This window comes from Chthonomonas calidirosea T49 (assembly GCF_000427095.1).
GTDB classification, from domain to species: domain Bacteria; phylum Armatimonadota; class Chthonomonadetes; order Chthonomonadales; family Chthonomonadaceae; genus Chthonomonas; species Chthonomonas calidirosea.
Window position 1 is genome coordinate 844815 of sequence record NC_021487.1, and the last position, 17799, is coordinate 862613.

The window sequence follows — 17799 nt, forward strand, 5'->3', positions numbered from 1 at the left end:
TGACTTACACCACAAGGTTATAGGACAATAATGTAGCATATGCCCACAAGAACTCTGACATCCTCTAGCCAACTTGAACGCGCAGTGCTAGTCTCCGTCGAACCGGATGAAGTGCTGCGCCCCTACGCACTGGCGGAACTGGCAGCACTCGCGCGCACCGCCGGTGCTGAAGTCGTTGGTGAGTTCTACCAACGACGCCTCCGACCTGATGCCGCCTTCTTCATCGGCCCGGGCAAAGTGGAAGAGCTGCTCGCCGGCATTCATGCGAGCCAGGCCAACCTTGTGATCGTAGATAGCGAGCTTTCCCCTGTGCAAGCTCGCAACCTTGAGGAGGCCCTGCACTGCCGCGTTATTGACCGCACCCAGCTTATCCTCGACATCTTTGCCCAACGAGCACGCAGCCGAGAGGGAAAGTTGCAGGTAGAGCTGGCACAGCTTACCTACTTACTACCACGTCTGTCAGACCTCTACACGCGTTTCGAGCGTCAGCAGGGTGGTATTGGGGTACGTGGAGGCCCCGGAGAAACCAAGCTTGAAACCGATAGGCGTCGTGTGCGCGATACCATTCGTGATCTTCAAGCACGCCTTGCCGAAATTCGCAAAAATCGTCAGAATCAACGCGCCCATCGCCGACGCCTGCCTTTCCCTACCGCAGCTCTTGTAGGCTACACAAGCGCCGGTAAATCCACCCTGCTAAATGTGCTCTCCGGTAGCGATGTCTACGCCGACCCCATGCTGTTTGCCACACTTGACCCCACCACCCGGCGCATGGAACTACCTGACGGCTGGGGCATTCTACTTACCGACACCGTTGGCTTCATTCGCAACCTGCCCGCACACCTCATCGCAGCCTTTCGGGCGACACTCGAAGAGGTTGCCGAGGCCGACTTTCTCATCCATGTTGTGGATGCGAGCCACCCCCACCGGGACATTCAGATACAGGCCGTTCTTCAGACACTCGAAGAGCTTGAGTTAGACGAAAAGCCACTTCTTACGGTCTTTAACAAGGCCGACTTAGTAGGCGATCAGTTTGCTTTGCGCAAACTTGTGTCGCAGACCCCTCATGCTGTCTACATCTCCGCCCAAAAACGAGAGGGGTTGGAGCATCTTATCGCCCTTATCTTCAAAACCATTCAAAGCCTTCTCGTACCGGTACACGCCAAACTACCCTTTGACAAAGGTGACCTCCTCGCTGAATGCTACTCTTTTGGCCGTGTCACCTCCGTAGAGTATGGCACTGATGGTATCTACTTAAACGCCTGCGTTACGAAAGAGATGCAGGGGCGCCTACAGCCCTACATCCTTTCCAATCCGACCTGAGCTTCAACGCTCCTGTAGAATCAGCAGGCGCGGATAGTCCTCTGCAGGCATGGCCACTGTGATGCTGCTTACATCACGCGCTATCACGTGCACGGGAATGGTGTTATCGGAAAAAGGATCATAGACAAAAGCTTGTGTCTGTACTCCTTCTACTCCACCAATCTTTACGACAAATGTCTCCTGTTTAAAGGGTGCAACGACATCATAAGTCATGACATAGTAAGGGATCACAAAACGATGCTGATTCACCTGATAAGGCAAGAAAGTAAACAGATCATGATAGGTTAGATCCGGGTGTGCAGGACTGCCATCCCCGACAAACACTTTTTGTTGCTCCCCGCCCTTCCACGAGAGCACCGCAAGAGGACGAGTTTTCACAAGAGAAGGGTCTAAACCCTCTTGCATTTTCATAACGATTCGATGAACCACTTGCAATGCAGGCGATACATAGGCCCTGTCGTCTGCCGGATAGGCCGTATGGGTGTTGGCGTAAGCGAGAAAATTGTCCTGCAGCAGACCTAAACCTAAGTCGCCTCCTAATGCGGCGAAAAAATAGATTCGCTGTATCCCCTTATTTAGTAGGAAACAGAGGTATCGCGCTGTGGTTTTGGCTTTCAGCATCAAAGCTTGACGACGGTCTGTTATCCCTTGCTCATTTGGCGCCATGTTGACCTCGGTGATCCAGGTATAACAAGGCACAATATGGCCGTCTATCACGCGCGCGTAGCGCCCATGGGCGACACGATAGATATCGTTGGTAATCGGTCCCGCATCACGCTCCAAACACTCCGTTTGCAACGCCGTAGCAAAGTATTCTGGGAACAGTGCGGAAAAGTGGGGTTTAAAAGCACCGACAGGCTCCTGTTGGCCGAGCGCATTGACCAGTACACCGTGCTGTTCATCCTGAGGATAGGTGCTTCGTCCATGATAGGGATGTTTTGAAAGCGCTATCACGCGAGCCGGCTCCTGCGATGAGGCCGGCCAGGGAATCGTGTTGGAAAATCCATCGCATAAGGCGACGCCCTGAAACTCTGCAGGGTGCTGCTCGGCGTAGTCCGCCGTTGCTCTTACCACGTCCCCCCAAACAGCACCTTCGTTATAATGATAAATCGGTGGATCATAATACTGATTGATATAAAGAAAATTCGAACCAAAACTCAATTCATTCCATATCTCCATGTCGAAACCGAGGTCTTTGGTACCCACCGTTCCAAGCGTCTGAGCGACAAATCGAGCCACCGTTCCAACATAGTGCTGCCATCCCGCCAACGTCCTTCTATCGTCATCGCTTCCCGGAACCGAAAACGGACGGTATTTCAGCGTGGCCATAGAAATAGACGCCCCGCTATCACCGAGATCTTTCGGTAGCGGTTTTGACAGCACCAGCGTGTGGCCATGGATCTCGGTCACTAAAGCCTCCGCTGCCCAATAACCGGTCAGGTTGCTAATGCCGCTATAGCCCGGCATTATCCCATCCACATCGGTCACCTGAACCTCCCGATCTCCTTTATGGGCTGGTGCTGCAAGCACCTTCTTGAAGAAACGTACCGGGCAAGGAGCACCACTATTGCCGTTGAGAAGTATCAGAGGACGGATATTGTACTTTTTGCAAGCGAGCAATATCTTCCGATAGTTGTTAGCAACCGCTGGGGGTATCTGCTCCGTATCGTAGTCGAGGCTCGACCAGCCGATCTCGATTCGCAGATGGCGAAAGCCGTATTTGGCTAGCATCTCCGCGATTAAATCGGGATTTTTCACTGAGCCACCAAGATTAATACCAACCCCCTTCACAAAATCCACCGCTGGCACTGTTTCCATATAGGCGCGCCAAGGCTGTAACCAGTAGGAGTGAGCACCAAAAGGGATGGAGGTGAAGTAGCTTCTAGAGATGTAGGGATCGACCTTCGGAGGATCTGCTTTTAGGAGCATAGGGGAACAGAAGATTGTGAGAAACAACATCAGCCGTCTGAGCAAAACGTGGCAGCTCATAGATCAGAACTCCTTTGCTGAGAACAAAAAAGCGCACCCTAGTAAAGTGAGGATGCGCCTATAAGTATACCAAAAGTTTTCTTGAGATGCGTTAGGTCTCCTCTGCCGATTTGAGGTAGGTTCGAAGCCTCTCCAATTCAAACGCTACCATGGCAGCAGGGACATCTGCAGCGCTCGCGATGCGATCGATAATACGGGCTAGACTACGCTCGGTGACCTCATCCGGCTCCTCTGGGTAGAGCTTATCCATCGCCTCGGCGAGCACATAGAGCGCATCGCTTAGGTAGCGTGCTTTTCCTTGAGGAAGCGCACGCAGCGGGGTCTGTACATAGAGACGCGCGATATATTCATACACGCCATCCCATCCCTCGCTCACAGCGGCCTGCGCGATCTGCCGTTGCGTGGTAGCATGTTGCATGGCAGCGACTCGGGCATCGCGCTCCTTTGTGGCTTCCCAGTCCGCCAAGGTGGTCCCCTCGATAATTCGGATATTCAGCGGCTGGTTGAAGAGAGCACGCACCACTTCTAGGGTCGGCTGCAGGTGCCCTGGTTGCTGAATATGATTTGCAAGGTTGTATCTCGTCTCTTCAAAACCGAGAACAAGTGTATTGTTCTCGATAGTGATGGGACGGGCGTTCTCGAGGGCTTCCCAGTAGGAGCGGTTATTGATGCGGTCTTTGAGCCGTTCCACACAGTTTGCCCAAAGGGTTGTAAGGGCTGCAGATGTCATTCCGATATCCGTTGTCATTCCTCCTCCAAGAGAATAGTTGCCTCACTCGGTCGTTTATTGCTGTTTGGTAGGCGGATTCTCGTTGGAGTCTGTCGAAGTGGCTTTTGTACGGCGCTTGAAGGGAGCTCTCAGCACGATCTGCTTGTAGTCGAGACCGGCAGCCGTAAGCGCCTTATCCCAGCTTTCGAAGCGACGTCGAGCGGCAGTGATGAGCGTGATGTCGTGCGCCTCAACGCTCTTTGCATTGAGAGGCACTCCTTTAGCATGCAGATCGCGCAGGCGCTGCAGAATCCGCTCTTCATTCCACTCTTGATAGCGTCTGATCATACTGTAGTCGAGCCCTGCAGCTTCAATGGCACTGCGCCAGGAACCGAAATGCTTTGGCTTCGTGGCGGCAGCCGCCAGCTGCGGATCAAGCGTGAGACTGACATGGCGCCAACTTAAATCCTCGCCCATCTCATACAGCTCGCGAATTCGCTCGATAATGCGCTCTTTGTCCCAGGTGCGATAGCGCCGTACATCCTCGTAGCTAAGACCTGCATACTCGATGGCCTCTCGCCAGGAACCGAAGTAGCGCATAGCGGCCCGTAACAGGGCTAAATGATACTTGAAAACGGCAGAATAGTTTAGATCTTCACCTGCCTCATGAAGAGCGCGTATCTCTTGCGCTATAGACTCTTTGCTCCACTTTCGCACTAGTGTACCTTCCTTCTCGAGTGTGCTGAAGGGAGCGCGCTTAACGAACGGCTTCACGGGGAAGTTGGCACCCACGGAGGGAATACCTATTCGGCCACTCTCTTTGGGGCACGATTCTGGATTCGGAAACGCCGAACGTCCATAGCGCACATCCTTCTTGCCTAAATAATAGCGAATCGAACTCTGTTTTGTCAAGCTTTTACTCTTTACTGCGGCTACAGTAATGCCTCTGCAATCGGATTGGTGCCCATCAGATGCAGATCGAGACATCCAATGCTTGGCCTCTAAAGACTACCAATCCCTAAGTGAACCTTCCAAAATTTCCTTATCATGTGCGATCACGTCAAGCTGAGGCGTTTGGTAGCCGGCGTGTTACCCCTTCCATTGCCTGAAGGAAATAACCTACACTATTGGTGGTCTCTTAGCGTAACAACGGAAAGGTCAGTAAGTCCCCAAGGCTGTCAAATACAGCCAGCGCCTCCTCTGCTATAGGCTCCGCTAAAGAGCGTCGCAACCGTACCTGAATCGATCGAGCACCCGCTTTCCAAGCCCATTGAATGCTCGCAGCGTCATTATCAATAACAAGCGCCTGAGATGGCTCAATGCCGAGATCTTCAAAGATCGCACGATAGAACTCCGGCCCCTCTTTCGCGCAATCCACAAGATCGGCTCCGTATAGCTTCTCGAAATAGGGTCTTAAACCGCATCCCACCAAAGCATGGTGAAGGGTTCGAGAATCGTTGCCCGAGGCGATGGACATACGGAATCCCCGCAGTTGTAGCCCTCTCACCACCTCACGTGCTCTTGGGAAGAGAGCTGCGCTCCTATGCAAGGCAACCTTCTGCCCTTTCAGCGCAAGTTGACGCGCGTTGGCCGGCGGCTCTAAACCTGCTTCTTCATAAAGCCAATGAACTGCCCTTGTCTGTGCCTCCTGAAACCACCTCCTATAGCCAAAGGGTGACATACCTACCGGTGGGCAAAATTGGGCGATATAGCTATTCTCCAAACGCATCATCATCCTCTGAACGCTTTCTGCCCAGCGCTCTACAACCCCGCCATGGAAAGTCCACATCGCGAAAGCCATCGTGCCAACAAGCCTTTGGCTAAATAGCCTATGCTCGCTTAGGGTATCGTCGAAATCAAACAGCACCACAGAGGGCCTTTGGCTGAAGTTTTTCATCGCTAGGCCACATTATGACTTAAAACATCTTCGAGAACGACACCGCACTAAAATAGATTTTTCAACTCGCATCACTGCATCTTCTGATGCTGTTGAAAATTACGAACCACGATAATTCGCCAAAATATCTATGGCGGATATGGTGGTCGGTCGGTGTTACAACGACAAAGCATGAAACCGTCCGCTCCACCTTCCGTATTACTTTTGATAACCGCTTTCCACATAGACCATAGTAAGGAGACAGTAGCCTCTGTGATAGTCGCTATTAACTTTTTTCTCGGTATTCTATGCGCGGCGCTCGCTATCCCTCTGATCCAACGCCGCGTCCCACCGAACCGTCTGTATGGCTTTCGCACCCCAAAAACCCTTCGCAATGAATCCATCTGGTACCAGGCAAACGCGTATGCGGGAAAAACTCTTCTTCTTTATGGCCTGACACTCTCTCTCACTAGCCTTGTGCTCTCACCGATCTATCTTTGGCAGCCAAAGCTCTATATCCTCTTTATAACGATGGTCGCTCTGCTTGGAATAGGGGTTATACTTTATTTTGATTTTTGCTATCTTAACAGACTTTAGAAGCTTACATCAAAGGGGGAAAAGAACCTTGAAGATGTCTCTTTTCTATCTACTTGTAGGGCTTCTCGCGATCTACCCTGCTTTCGGCGCCATGCAAATGCCACCGCCAAATCCCCTCGTCGGCAATTGGGAGGGACAAATTGCCCTGCCGAACAACCAAAAGCTCACGATTATCCTCCACATCTCCGCCGATAACACTCAACAGCTTGTTGCTAAAATGGATGTGCCCCAGCAGGCCGCCTATGGTGTCTCGGCAAGTCGCGTCGCTTTGCAAGGCACAAACGTAGAAATTGACTTCGACGTTATCCAAGCTCACTTTACTGGCACGCTCAGCTCCGACAATAAGCAGATTGTAGGGCATTGGCAACAAAGTGGTGCAGACTTACCGCTCACCCTTAACAAAACAGATAAGCCCACTTCCATCACTCCAAAACGCCCTCAAGAGCCCAAACCACCCTATCCCTACGAGGTACACAATGTCTCTATCCCTAACCCAAATGCGCCCAGCGTGATACTCGCTGGCACCTTAACTTTGCCAAAAGGAAACGGCCCCTTTCCCGCAGCCCTACTGATCGCAGGCTCAGGCCCTCACGATCGCGATGAGGACGTCTTTGGGCATAAGATCTTCCTCGTTCTCGCCGACTATCTAACGCGTCACCACATTGCCGTGTTGCGCTACGATAAACGTGGAGTTGGTCAATCCACAGGTAATTTTAAGACCGCTACCCTCCAGGACTTTGCCTCGGATGCCCTCGCCGCAGTAAAGTTCCTAATGCACCAGCCCGGCATAGACCCCAAACAGGTCGGACTGATAGGGCATAGTGAAGGAGGAATTGTGGCACCTCTCGTGGCCTCTCAGATGCCGAATATCGCCTATGTTGTGCTATTGGCTGGCCCCGGAATAAAAGGAGCCGATCTGCTTGCTCTCCAAGAAGAACGAATCGCCCAGGTTCAGGGAGTCCCTTCAGCCGAGATCCACAAGATGCTAGAGATCAATAGGCAGCTCTACCAGATCGTCTTGGAGGAGAAAGACCCTCAAAAAGCCCAAACCCTTATGCAGAACGTCCTCCACAAAGCGCAGCCTAAAATGCAACAGCAGGCTATGGATCAGATCATAGCCTCTCTCAATACCCCGTGGATGCGCAGCTTTCTCGCTTACGACCCCGCAAAAGCGTTGCGCCAAGTGCACTGCCCTGTACTGGCTGTTGGTGGTGATAAAGACTTGCAAGTTCCCGCGAAAGAGGATCTTCCATTGATTCAGAAAGCCCTCCGGCAAGGTGGAAACCGACAAGTTACTACAAAAGTCTTTCCTGGACTGAACCATCTCTTCCAACCTTGTCAAACCGGCTCTCCTCTGGAATATGCTGAAATCGAGACGACTTTCGACCCTAAAGTGCTCGCTTACATCTCCCACTGGATACAGCAACAACTGGGTCTACGCTCCTCACCCTAAGATAAGATCGGTAAAAAGCAGCCCCGTCCCTTTTTGGGAATCGGGGCTTTTATAATTACAGCCTATGCGTAAGCAGAGAGCCCATCGCCTTGGAGCCGTTCTCCAGATGAGAAGAAATGGCTTTGCTCCTTATGAATAGATACAAGGAAAATGAGACTGTGCGGCGAAATTTATGCAGTGAGATCTTACTCCAATGCTAGAGGAGTTATCACGGTGCAGCACAGGCTCATTCTTTTGCCATTGACGATCTTAAACCTCCTCCTGCTTTCCTGCCTTCTCATATACGCTCAACAACCGCTTCCCAACGGTCGAAAGCTCCCTCCTTCAGCATACTATACGCCTGTTGGGAACATGCCGGCGAACCTGATTCTCAGCTCTGACGGGCGCTACGTTCTCTGCAACTGTATTGGCCACGAAGCGGGACTTTGGTGTCTGCGCCTTTCAGACGGTAGAATCATGTCGCACCTCGCCTTTCCCAATACACCCCCTTTTCCGTCTACTTACGGCCTCTACTATGGCCTTGCCGGTACACCCGACAACACTCTCTATCTCTCAGAAGGTTGCAACAGTGCCATCGCGGTGGTGAAATTGAAAACCGACGGCAGCCTTAGCCTCATAAAAACTCTGGACATGCCCGTCAAAGGTGACGTTCCCGCAGGAATCGCGCTTGATCAAAGAGGCTATCTCTATGTGGCCGTCAACATGTTTTGGGGACAAAACGATCCCCGCCTGATGAGGAACCCAGGCCAACTCGCTATCTATAATCTCAAAACACATCAATGGGTTAGTACCACGAACCTCAATACCCAACTGTCCAATTTCCCTCTTGCGGTGGCAGTTACCCCGCGAGGAGATAGGGTTTTCGTGAGCAGCGAACGTGACAGCGCCGTCTACGTGTTCAACGCCTCTCGACCTACCCACCCGATGCTCCTGAAAAAGATTATCACCGGAGACCACCCCGATGCCTTATGCCTTAATCACAAAGCAACACGATGCTACGTAGCCAACGCACACAGCGATACCATCTCCGTACTCGATGTGGCCTCCTGCCGAGTGCTAGCTACGATCTCCCTCCGCCCGGAAAGCCTTCGCGGCCTCCCTGGCATAACGCCCACAGGGCTTGCGCTCAGCCCAGACGAGACCATCCTCTATGCAACTCTCGCTGACCTCGATGCCGTGGCCGTCATCTCCACACACTCAAACCGCCTTTTAGGGCTTATACCCACCGGCTGGTACCCCACGTCCATCGCCACCTCGACCGACGGCAAACATCTGGTGGTGGCGAACGGCATGGGCAACACCGCTCAAAACCCGAATCCATTACATATCAGCGGACGCCCTGATGCCGACGACTACTATATTCTCAATCTCATTCACGGCTCTGTTCAGCGAATCCCCGTTCCTACGCCTAGGATGCTCACTACGCTCACACGTACCGTTTTGGCCGACGCCCATATTCCCTCCAGGTCCCCCCAAACAAATCCGTTAGCGGCCATTAGCCTCCAAGCCGGTAAAATCCAACATGTGATCTATGTCATTAAAGAAAACCGTACCTTCGACCAGGTGCTTGGCGACCTGCCAAACGCCAACGGTGACCCAAACCTCTGCCTCTTTGGGAAAGAGATCACTCCCAACATGCACGCCCTCGCCCAACGTTTCGTGCTGCTAGATAACTTCTACTGTTGCGGCGAGGTCTCCGGTTCGGGCTGGACATGGTCTACCCAAGGAATGAGTAATGAATACGTACAGCGCAACGTGCCCTATACTTACAGCGGACGAGGACGGCTCTATGACTATGAGGGACAGAACAACGGCTACTTGGTGGGTGGCCATCCGGCGCTAGGACCTGACGGTAAACCTCTACCCGACCTTCTCTTTCCCAAAGGGGCGAAACCTGTTCCCGACGTGGCCGGCATCCCAACCGGTAGAATCTGGGATAGGGTGCGCCAAGCGGGCCTTTCTTATCGAAACTACGGATTCTTTCTTTCTGAAGGCCCAAAACTTCCCGGCTTTGGACAGGTTCTACCGGATAACTACCCTGATGTGGCCGGCTTACAGCCGCCCGGACATGATCTAGCTGGTAAAACCGATGCGGATTACCGTCGCTTCGACCTCGATTACCCGGATAGCGACGCTCCTGAAATCTGGTACAACCGCACGCACGACCCCAATTGCCTCTATCCAGAAAGAGCTTACGGCAAATATAGCATGCCTAGCCGCATCGCAGAATGGAAACGAGAGTTCCACCAGATGTTGGCGAAAGACCCGACTGGTAAGGCCGTACCGGCCTTCATGACCATTCGCCTTATGATGGATCATACTGCAGGACTTCGCAGCGGTGCTCACTCCCCGGCCTCCGATGTTGCCGATAACGACTATGCGGTCGGCGAACTTGTGGAGACGATCAGTCACAGCCCTATCTGGCAATCGTCGGCTATTTTCATTATTGAAGACGATGCCCAAGACGGCCCTGACCATGTGGATGCGCACCGCTCCCCTTGTTTGGTCATTAGCCCCTGGATAAAAGCACACTCAGTAGACCATCGTTTCTACAACACCGACAGCGTGCTTCGCACTATTGAGTTGCTGCTCGGTTTGCAACCTATGAGCGAGTACGATGCCTTGGCCAATCCCATTCTCGACTGGGATACAGCTCCCCACAACAATGCGCCCTACACGGCTCTCTTGCCGCCAAAGCGAATCATCGCCGAGCACAATCCCTCCAAAAGCGCCCTTAAACCCGGAAGCGTGCTCTATCGGCTAGTTGCAGAAGCCGATCATCTCGATCTTTCCCATGCCGATGCAGCGCCGGTGCAACAGCTTAATAAAATGATCTGGGTTAGCGTGCGTGGCCTCAAGAGTCCTATGCCACCTCCCCGCTACACATTGCCGCTGCCTCTTATCCGACAACAGCTCGGCCGTGATGAAGATAAATAGACAAGGAAAATCTGCAAGAGAGGATGCCATCCAATATGTAGGGGTAACTACGTAGGGGCAACTCATGGAGTTGCCCCTAATGGAATGGATGTCTCCGCTAAGGAAAGAACGGTTTAAACCGGCCGTTTCCGCACCGTGGTGCCTTGAGGGCCATCCCCTACTTCGTAGCCCATGGCGATCAGCTTCGCTCGAATGGCGTCGGATTCAGCCCAGCGTTTCTCTCTACGTGCCGCATTCCGCTGTTCGATGAGCTGCTTGACCTCTTCCGGAAGCTCCTCCTCGCCACGTTGCGCACGCTCGGCTATTTTCAAGCCGAGAATCGCATCAAACGTAGTCCAAAGCCGGTAGCTATCGTACGTGTTCAATAGGCCCACCGCTTCTGGTATCCCAAGGTCGTCGTTGATGGCCTCATGTACCCGCTGTTTAGCCTCCTCAAAAGCTGCCTCATCGTTGCGCAACGGGTCATCGTCGGGACGGAGAGAGTAGATGCGTCGCAGCCCGGAACGGGCAGCATCGAGAGCCTCCAACGAAAAGTTTAACTCAGCTCGATAATGAGCCTGTAAGCAGAAGTAACGATAGACCAGTGGATCGTAGCCCTCATCAATCAGTGATTGCAGCGTGTTGATAGAGCCCCCCTTGGATTTAGATATCTTCTCCCGATTCATCAACAAAAACTCACCATGAAGCCAGTAGTGAACAAAGGTATGCCCGGTAGCGCACTCGCTTTGGGCGATCTCATTCGTATGATGCACAGGGATATGGTCTACTCCCCCACAATGAATGTCGAACTCTTCACCAAGATACTTCATAGACATTGCCGAGCACTCGATATGCCACCCCGGATATCCTCTTCCCCAAGGGCTTTCCCACTGCATAATATGATTAGGCTTATTCGTAAACCAGAGCATAAAATCAGAGGGATTTCGTTTCGTTTCGTCCTCTACTACTTCAGGCCGTGCTGTCCGCTGGCTGCTGAGGTCTAGGCGAGCCAATTTGCCGTAGTCGGGGCATTTGGAGGTGTCAAAGTAGACTCCTTCCTTTGTGCGATAGGTGTAACCGGCGGCCTCTAGACGCTGAATGAGTGCGATCATTTCAGGGATATGCTCGGTAGCGCGTGGAGTAATGTGGGGTCGCAGGATATTAAGTCGCTCTGTGTCCTTAAAAAAGGCTGCCTCATAAAATCGGGCGATCTCCCAGGGAGAGCGGTTCTCGCGCCGAGCCGCCACCTCCATCTTATCATCTCCGGCATCGGCATCGGTGGTCATATGCCCCACATCAGTGATGTTCATCACATGGAGTACCTGATAGCCGTTGAATTCCAAGGTGCGCCGCAAAATATCTTCGAAGATATAGGTGCGCAAGTTACCGATATGGGCGTAGTTGTAGACCGTAGGGCCACAACAATACATACCTACTTTGGGCGGCGCAATGGGGATAAACTCCTCCTTTCGCCGCGACATGGTGTTAAACAAAAACAGTTTCATCGCCTTTCTTGACTTGGTCACTTCCAAACGTTTCTGTGCGTTTGTTAGGAGATTATACCCCGCTGTTCTACCTCAAAGATGAGACGAAACCACAGATTGTGTCTCTGGGATAAGGCTTTTATCGGTAACGACTTCCTCTATCCCTTCTCATCAGCAGAAGGATAACGCCGATACACAGTAAGTTCCCTAATCTAGTATCCACGCTGCGGTTCGTATCCGTTCAACAGCGACTTGCCTTCCAGATAGCGCTCCAAATTCGCCACAAACAGTTGGGCAAAACGCACGAAGTAGTGGGGAGTTACTCCGCTTACATGGGGAGTAAGGAACACGTTCGCCATCGTCCACAAAGGGCTATCTGCAGGGAGTGGCTCTTCTTCAAACACATCTAACCCAGCTCCCGCAATAGTGCCCTGTTGTAACGCCTCGATCAAAGCGACCTCGTCTACGATCTTTCCCCGAGCGATATTGTATAGGTAGGCTGAGGAGCGCATCTGCGACAATCGCTCCCGATCTATTAAGTGATGCGTCTGCTCTGTATAAGGCAAAGCCACACAAACGTGATCGGCCTCGGAGAGCACTTCGGGAAGCCCTTCTAGCCCATACAGCCTATCTGGCTGGACTGTGGCATCATAACGCCTGTTCGGATCGCGTTTTACCGCTATAACCCGCATTCCAAAGGCATGGGCACGTACTGCTAGCGCCTCTCCGATACGCCCAAACCCTAGAATGCCCAGTGTCTGCCCACTCAGTTCCCCCGGTAGCCTATTGGGTGGAGTTCGCTCCCAACGTCGAGACCATTGGGCGCGGAGGTAAAAATCGAAGCGACGCGTAAAGTAGATCATCATGCCCAGAACATGCTCAGCGATGTTAGGGCCGTGCACGCCGCTCGCATTGGTAATCTGCACCCCGCGTTTTAACAACCATGAAGGTACTTTGCCGTCGAGTCCAGCACTCCAAAAACTCACCCAACGCAATCGCTCTGCACGTTTTAGAGTATCTTCTGGAACTCCGCCGCAAACAAACACCTCTGCCTCATGCACCACCGACTCTGGCACGTTCGTGCGTCCAAAGACAAGCTCTATTCTCTTTTGGATATCGGAATAGGGCTCCAAGGCGTGCCAAAAGGCCTGTGCATCGGCATCATCAGGCTCTAAATAGATCCAAATGAGGGTTCGGCTCACTCGAGGTTCTGCTTCAACAGTTCACTGAGATTTTCACGGCACTCCGAGTAGGTGAGCGTGCGGAGCAACGCTTTAGTAGACTGTACCTCTGCCGGAGAGACCACCATTCCTGCCACACCAGAGCCTAACAACAGCTCTATCTCATTCAGCTCTAAGCGATCCATTCTTACAAACACCGGCAGCATCGCCGCCGTAGCTACTGCCACGAAGGTATCGAGAAAAGGAAGGTTTATGGAACCTATTCCTCCTCCAAAGCGCGGACAGTCAATGAGAATGCGCGTCGCCCCATACATCGCCAGCTTATCGGCGAAGATAGCTAGGCGCTCCGGCTCGAGAGGCGGAATAGCCTCTTCGCTAAGTCGAGCCGCTAAACGTGGCAAGGCACAACGCGCCTGGTTGATCAAACACTCCGCGTGTGCCTCCTGCAACTCCTCCATAAACTCCCCTATGCCCAACCCGTTGAGATAGTCCCGTACGGGCTCCGCTAAAGTGATATCTGCACGCAAGCAGGCTTCTAGCAGTAGCATAGGAGGTAACGCATAATCATCTGCAATGAGCAAAGCTTTTCCAGCGCATCGCAACGTGAGGTCGAGCAAAGCCGAACGCTGTTCTTGGGGTTCGGTATTGAGGGGTAGTAGCTCTGCGTCCAGCGGAACATAGAGCATGTCGGCTCCGGCCTCCAACGCGTCGGTTAGCTCCTCTTCGGAGCCCGCTACTGCGATCACAAGGACCATGTGGCCATCTAGGGTCTCTGCGGGCAGATGCGATTCATCGAGGTAGAGGCGGATGCGCGGCGCGAGATGCTCTCGCTCGGCTTGGTACTGAGCGATCACCGCCCCATCCGGGTCGGCGATCACGACGCCCTGCTCCGCATCCACTAATACCAACATATCGTCGGGAATGGCATCCACCACCCCCGGAATATCCACCACAGCCGGTACAACAGTGGCCCGCGCCTCCGTAATTGGACTTGAGGCGACTATTCCCACCACTCGCCCCCATCGCAGCGACCGAGCGACCGTGAGCGCCATATCGAGGTCATCGGCTACCAAAACCACATCAGGGGTCTCGTTGAGGCGCTTCTTGGCGAGAAGCTCCATAATGCGCTGGGGTATGGTGGGCACTTGGGGAAACCCGTTACGCATGCGCACAACCGCCGAAGTGCCTAAAGCCACCCCCGTTCCTATGCCGACCCCTCTCAGATATCCCATTTTAGCGTTCCTCTTAAAGCTCCTGGCCCACGCCCTCTAGCTCTCCAACGCTCACTTTCACGTCAGCGCGTTCCTCGATCTTAGATATTTTACCGTCCCTAATCCAGACGATTCTATCGGAAACATCTATCATTTTATAGTCATGTGTCGCCGAGATGATCGTTACCCCTTCTTTTTGGTTCAGCTCCCGTAATAGATGAATGATCTCCTCTCCCGTCTTTAGGTCAAGATTGCCCGTTGGCTCGTCGGCTAGAACAATGGAGGGGTTGTTCACCAAGGCACGCGCAATGGCAACACGCTGCTGCTGGCCACCCGATAGCTGTGAAGGCCTGTGGTGCAAACGATGCCCTAGCCCCACCTTGTTAAGCATCTCAATGGCCCGTTCGATGCCCTCATCAGTGGTCATACCCGCAAACACGGTGGGTAGAGCAACATTCTCCAAGGCGGTCATAGAAGGAAGCAAGTTAAATGTCTGAAAAATATAACCTATCGTGTGGCAGCGTAAGTAGGCTAGCTCGCGGGCGTCTAATTGGGCCATATCCACGTCGTTGATAAAAACAGAGCCGCTATCGGGCTTATCCAACCCTCCTATCGCGTTAAATAGCGTGGATTTACCGGACCCTGAAGGCCCCATAATGGAGAGATACTCCCCTCGTCGAATATCGAGGTCCACGCCATTCAGCGCCCTAACTACCTCATCGCCCATACGAAACTCTTTCACCAAACCTCGTGTTCGCACGACATACTCATGTGCCATGATTCCCGATCCTCTATCTGTTGTAGTTTTTGACAGCCTATAAAGAAACTTGCCAAACTAAACTTCTGTGCGTAAAGCCACCGCCGGAGGCATTCCAGCTGCACGCACTGAGGGCCATATGGCCGCGACGAGCGTAATACCCACTCCAAGCGCGATGGTTAGCAGGGCCTGCTTTACAGTGCCGCTCCAAAAGCCCATGCCAAACGCGTGCACGCCATCCGTCACAAGGTGCACTAAAACAATGGAAACCCAGCCGAGAAACCACCCTAGAACGGAAGCGCCTATGCCCATTAAGGCCGCTTCGATCATGAAAATGGTAATAATGAACCGATTGAGGGCGCCAAGACACTTCATTGTGCCGATCTCTTTAAAGCGCTCCGTCACCGACATCAACATGCTGTTCATGATCCCTACAAAACAGACTAAAAGCGCCATGATAGCCAACCATATTTGGCGGTCGCGTGCGGCAACGGCAGCAGCTCCCTGCTCGTGCATTGGGAAAAGACGCCCCGTGATCACCGCACTGAAGAACGCTATCCCTAGGAGAATACCACTAGCCGTGATCATCGTGCGTCCCAAACGGGTACGAATGGATTGTAAACTGATATGCCATGCCGTACTAAACGGCAGATGAACCTGCTTTTGTACCGTCCCTTCCATACTGGCAATCTGTATGCTCATCTTCCCTCCGCTGTGTGCTTCGTGAGTTCTGCTTCTGGCTTCTCTGCCATACCTACGTCCTTCGGCGTCGGGGTGCCCCCACGACGTACAAGCTTATAGAAACCGATAAAGTTGCGCTCGTGCAGCATCTGTAAAAACATCGTTACCGAAACTTCAGCTTCGCGACGGTTCATTTTGAACTGTTTGGCCGTCTTTTGCACGATCATCTCAATCGTGTGTTGGCCATTACATAGCTCCCATACAAAACCGCCCACTTCATCTAGCTCTACCTTGCGTTCTTTGGGTGGGCGCAAAAGTTTCATCATCACAGCCCCTAACCTACCAGGGTTTTGATTGATGGGAACATGCAGCAACACACTTCCATCCTCTTGCTTCTCCCACGTAATGACGCTGTTCTGACAGGGACGCAGCGTCATCACCGCCTTGCGCTCCGGCTTAGGTGGTCCTATCTTTAAAAACGGCAGATAACGCCCCACACCATACTTTATGCGCTGTGTCAGCGGTAAACTCAAATCGGTCCTCCTCAACGATGGCATAGGCAGCGCGAAGCTACCTCATACCACAAATCTCTATTGACACGTTCATTATAAAATAACTGTAGGCTGTAGATGCGATTCGTAGCCTCGCAAACCCAACCTCCTCCTGCATAGTGCGTCGCAGCGCGCAAGGGCTTCCCCATAGCGCTTTTTAACCCCCCGATTCGATTTAGCATCGGCAACCGGAAATGGTAAAATACGGCCTCATGCCCCATCGGAAGCCCTACTGAAAGAGGCTGTTGTTTTTTTAGTCCAATGAGCGCCTGGTTGCAAAACCATTCGTTGAGTGTAAAGCGCCTCAAAGTTGTGCTTGCTAGCCCCCATCGCTCTACCACTAAACGCTCTCCATGGCGGCTAAAGACGAGCTTAAGATGGCCTGCATAGAGCTGTTGTTCCTTCAGACGAAACGTATTTGGCACCTCAACCTGCAGATCGTAAAGGGCCCAAAGGTCTCGTCCGTCCACACTGTGGTCTTGCAGCGTCCCAAAAAGTTTGGCAGCCACAGAAGCGATCGCCGCGTGGTCCTTATTAAGACCGGCAACCTGCGCCATTACCACGCGGTTACACTGAGCACAGTACCAAATTTTGCCCTGTCCACGTCCATCACCTATCCACTGAAAGTTAATTGCCCTCCGATCTCCTTCGATATGCTCCGGTTTCAGGTGACACTCAAAACGTACATGCTCTTTCCGCGCACGTTTCTCAGTCTCCTTCAATAACCTTTCTAGGCTCGCTTTAAGGTCTGGACCGGCGGTGGCACGCGGCGTGGGACGTCCACGCTTTTGCAAAAACCGCATTAGATAGCCATAGATCGAGTTCGGTTCTTGGGAGCGTCCGGCATCTAACCAGCGAATCTGCACCGTTAGTGCGTTATCAGCCGGAGCATCCACACGCAGGTAGCCGCTATCGCGCTCTAAAGAAAAACTAACCAGATTCCAATCTGGCGGCAGCACACACCGTATTCCCTGCCACCCGATCACTGTGGCTGCAGGTTGTTCTTCTTCCCTCAACGACGAAACGCCTTGACTAGCCATATCCTCTATTATCAGTACGTAAAAAACGACCTAC

General features: G+C 52.6%; 15 protein-coding genes. 4 read left to right on the top strand and 11 right to left on the bottom strand.

Features of this window, described 5'->3' with window-relative positions; translation table 11 throughout:
- Positions 1–39 precede the first annotated feature (39 nt).
- Positions 40–1320, top strand: coding sequence for a GTPase HflX (gene hflX, locus CCALI_RS03635; protein ID WP_016482120.1), 1281 nt, complete (start codon positions 40–42; stop codon positions 1318–1320).
- A 3-nt stretch (positions 1321–1323) separates the two neighbouring features.
- Here hflX and CCALI_RS03640 read toward each other — a convergent pair whose 3' ends face one another.
- The 4 genes from CCALI_RS03640 to CCALI_RS03655 all read right to left on the bottom strand — a co-directional run bounded on the left by CCALI_RS03640 (position 1324) and on the right by CCALI_RS03655 (position 5915).
- Positions 1324–3138 (bottom strand): hypothetical protein, encoded by a 1815-nt coding sequence (locus tag CCALI_RS03640; RefSeq protein WP_155850468.1) that lies wholly within the window; start codon positions 3136–3138, stop codon positions 1324–1326.
- 262 nt (positions 3139–3400) lie between these two features.
- Positions 3401–4057 (bottom strand): hypothetical protein, encoded by a 657-nt coding sequence (locus CCALI_RS03645; RefSeq protein ID WP_016482122.1) that lies wholly within the window; start codon positions 4055–4057, stop codon positions 3401–3403.
- A 36-nt stretch (positions 4058–4093) separates the two neighbouring features.
- Positions 4094–4930, bottom strand: a complete 837-nt coding sequence (locus CCALI_RS03650) for a homing endonuclease associated repeat-containing protein (protein ID WP_052572322.1) — start codon at positions 4928–4930, stop codon at positions 4094–4096.
- Positions 4931–5156: 226 nt separating this feature from the next.
- Complete coding sequence (locus CCALI_RS03655) at positions 5157–5915, bottom strand: HAD family hydrolase (RefSeq protein ID WP_044948834.1); 759 nt, start codon at positions 5913–5915, stop codon at positions 5157–5159.
- Positions 5916–6086: 171 nt separating this feature from the next.
- Between CCALI_RS03655 and CCALI_RS16845 the strand changes: the two genes are divergently transcribed.
- From CCALI_RS16845 to CCALI_RS03670, 3 genes are all read left to right on the top strand, one after another.
- Positions 6087–6491, top strand: a complete 405-nt coding sequence (locus tag CCALI_RS16845) for an SdpI family protein (protein ID WP_155850469.1) — start codon at positions 6087–6089, stop codon at positions 6489–6491.
- A gap of 34 nt (positions 6492–6525) precedes the next feature.
- On the top strand, positions 6526–7944 hold the full coding sequence (locus CCALI_RS03665) for an alpha/beta hydrolase family protein (protein ID WP_016482126.1): 1419 nt from the start codon (positions 6526–6528) through the stop codon (positions 7942–7944).
- Between the two features lie 213 nt (positions 7945–8157).
- Positions 8158–10881: a bifunctional YncE family protein/alkaline phosphatase family protein gene (locus tag CCALI_RS03670; protein ID WP_016482127.1), complete on the top strand. Its 2724-nt coding sequence runs from the start codon at positions 8158–8160 to the stop codon at positions 10879–10881.
- A 113-nt stretch (positions 10882–10994) separates the two neighbouring features.
- Here CCALI_RS03670 and cysS read toward each other — a convergent pair whose 3' ends face one another.
- The 7 genes from cysS to CCALI_RS03705 all read right to left on the bottom strand — a co-directional run bounded on the left by cysS (position 10995) and on the right by CCALI_RS03705 (position 17741).
- Positions 10995–12365 (bottom strand): cysteine--tRNA ligase, encoded by a 1371-nt coding sequence (gene cysS / locus CCALI_RS03675; protein ID WP_016482128.1) that lies wholly within the window; start codon positions 12363–12365, stop codon positions 10995–10997.
- Between the two features lie 191 nt (positions 12366–12556).
- Complete coding sequence (locus CCALI_RS03680; protein WP_016482129.1) at positions 12557–13546, bottom strand: D-2-hydroxyacid dehydrogenase; 990 nt, start codon at positions 13544–13546, stop codon at positions 12557–12559.
- Complete coding sequence (locus CCALI_RS03685; RefSeq protein WP_016482130.1) at positions 13543–14757, bottom strand: PEP-utilizing enzyme; 1215 nt, start codon at positions 14755–14757, stop codon at positions 13543–13545. The genes CCALI_RS03680 and CCALI_RS03685 overlap by 4 nt, the downstream gene beginning before the upstream one ends.
- 13 nt (positions 14758–14770) lie before the next feature.
- Positions 14771–15514, bottom strand: coding sequence for an ABC transporter ATP-binding protein (locus CCALI_RS03690; protein WP_016482131.1), 744 nt, complete (start codon positions 15512–15514; stop codon positions 14771–14773).
- A 57-nt stretch (positions 15515–15571) separates the two neighbouring features.
- Positions 15572–16195 (bottom strand): ABC transporter permease, encoded by a 624-nt coding sequence (locus tag CCALI_RS03695; protein WP_044948836.1) that lies wholly within the window; start codon positions 16193–16195, stop codon positions 15572–15574.
- Entirely contained in the window at positions 16192–16707 is a 516-nt protein-coding gene (locus CCALI_RS03700; protein WP_016482132.1) for a PqqD family protein, read from the bottom strand. The genes CCALI_RS03695 and CCALI_RS03700 overlap by 4 nt, the downstream gene beginning before the upstream one ends.
- An 11-nt stretch (positions 16708–16718) precedes the next feature.
- Positions 16719–17741, bottom strand: coding sequence for a hypothetical protein (locus CCALI_RS03705; protein ID WP_016482133.1), 1023 nt, complete (start codon positions 17739–17741; stop codon positions 16719–16721).
- Positions 17742–17799 lie beyond the last annotated feature (58 nt).

Bases quoted from the DNA above. Each gene is read 5' to 3' on its own strand.
- hflX (WP_016482120.1), top strand. From the start codon at position 40: ATGCCCACAAGAACTCTGACATCCTCTAGCCAACTTGAACGCGCAGTG.
- CCALI_RS03640 (WP_155850468.1), bottom strand. From the start codon at position 3,138: ATGGAAACAGTGCCAGCGGTGGATTTTGTGAAGGGGGTTGGTATTAAT.
- CCALI_RS03645 (WP_016482122.1), bottom strand. From the start codon at position 4,057: ATGACAACGGATATCGGAATGACATCTGCAGCCCTTACAACCCTTTGG.
- CCALI_RS03655 (WP_044948834.1), bottom strand. From the start codon at position 5,915: ATGAAAAACTTCAGCCAAAGGCCCTCTGTGGTGCTGTTTGATTTCGAC.
- CCALI_RS16845 (WP_155850469.1), top strand. From the start codon at position 6,087: ATGAAACCGTCCGCTCCACCTTCCGTATTACTTTTGATAACCGCTTTC.
- CCALI_RS03665 (WP_016482126.1), top strand. From the start codon at position 6,526: ATGTCTCTTTTCTATCTACTTGTAGGGCTTCTCGCGATCTACCCTGCT.
- cysS (WP_016482128.1), bottom strand. From the start codon at position 12,365: ATGAAACTGTTTTTGTTTAACACCATGTCGCGGCGAAAGGAGGAGTTT.
- CCALI_RS03685 (WP_016482130.1), bottom strand. From the start codon at position 14,757: ATGGGATATCTGAGAGGGGTCGGCATAGGAACGGGGGTGGCTTTAGGC.
- CCALI_RS03690 (WP_016482131.1), bottom strand. From the start codon at position 15,514: ATGGCACATGAGTATGTCGTGCGAACACGAGGTTTGGTGAAAGAGTTT.
- CCALI_RS03695 (WP_044948836.1), bottom strand. From the start codon at position 16,195: ATGAGCATACAGATTGCCAGTATGGAAGGGACGGTACAAAAGCAGGTT.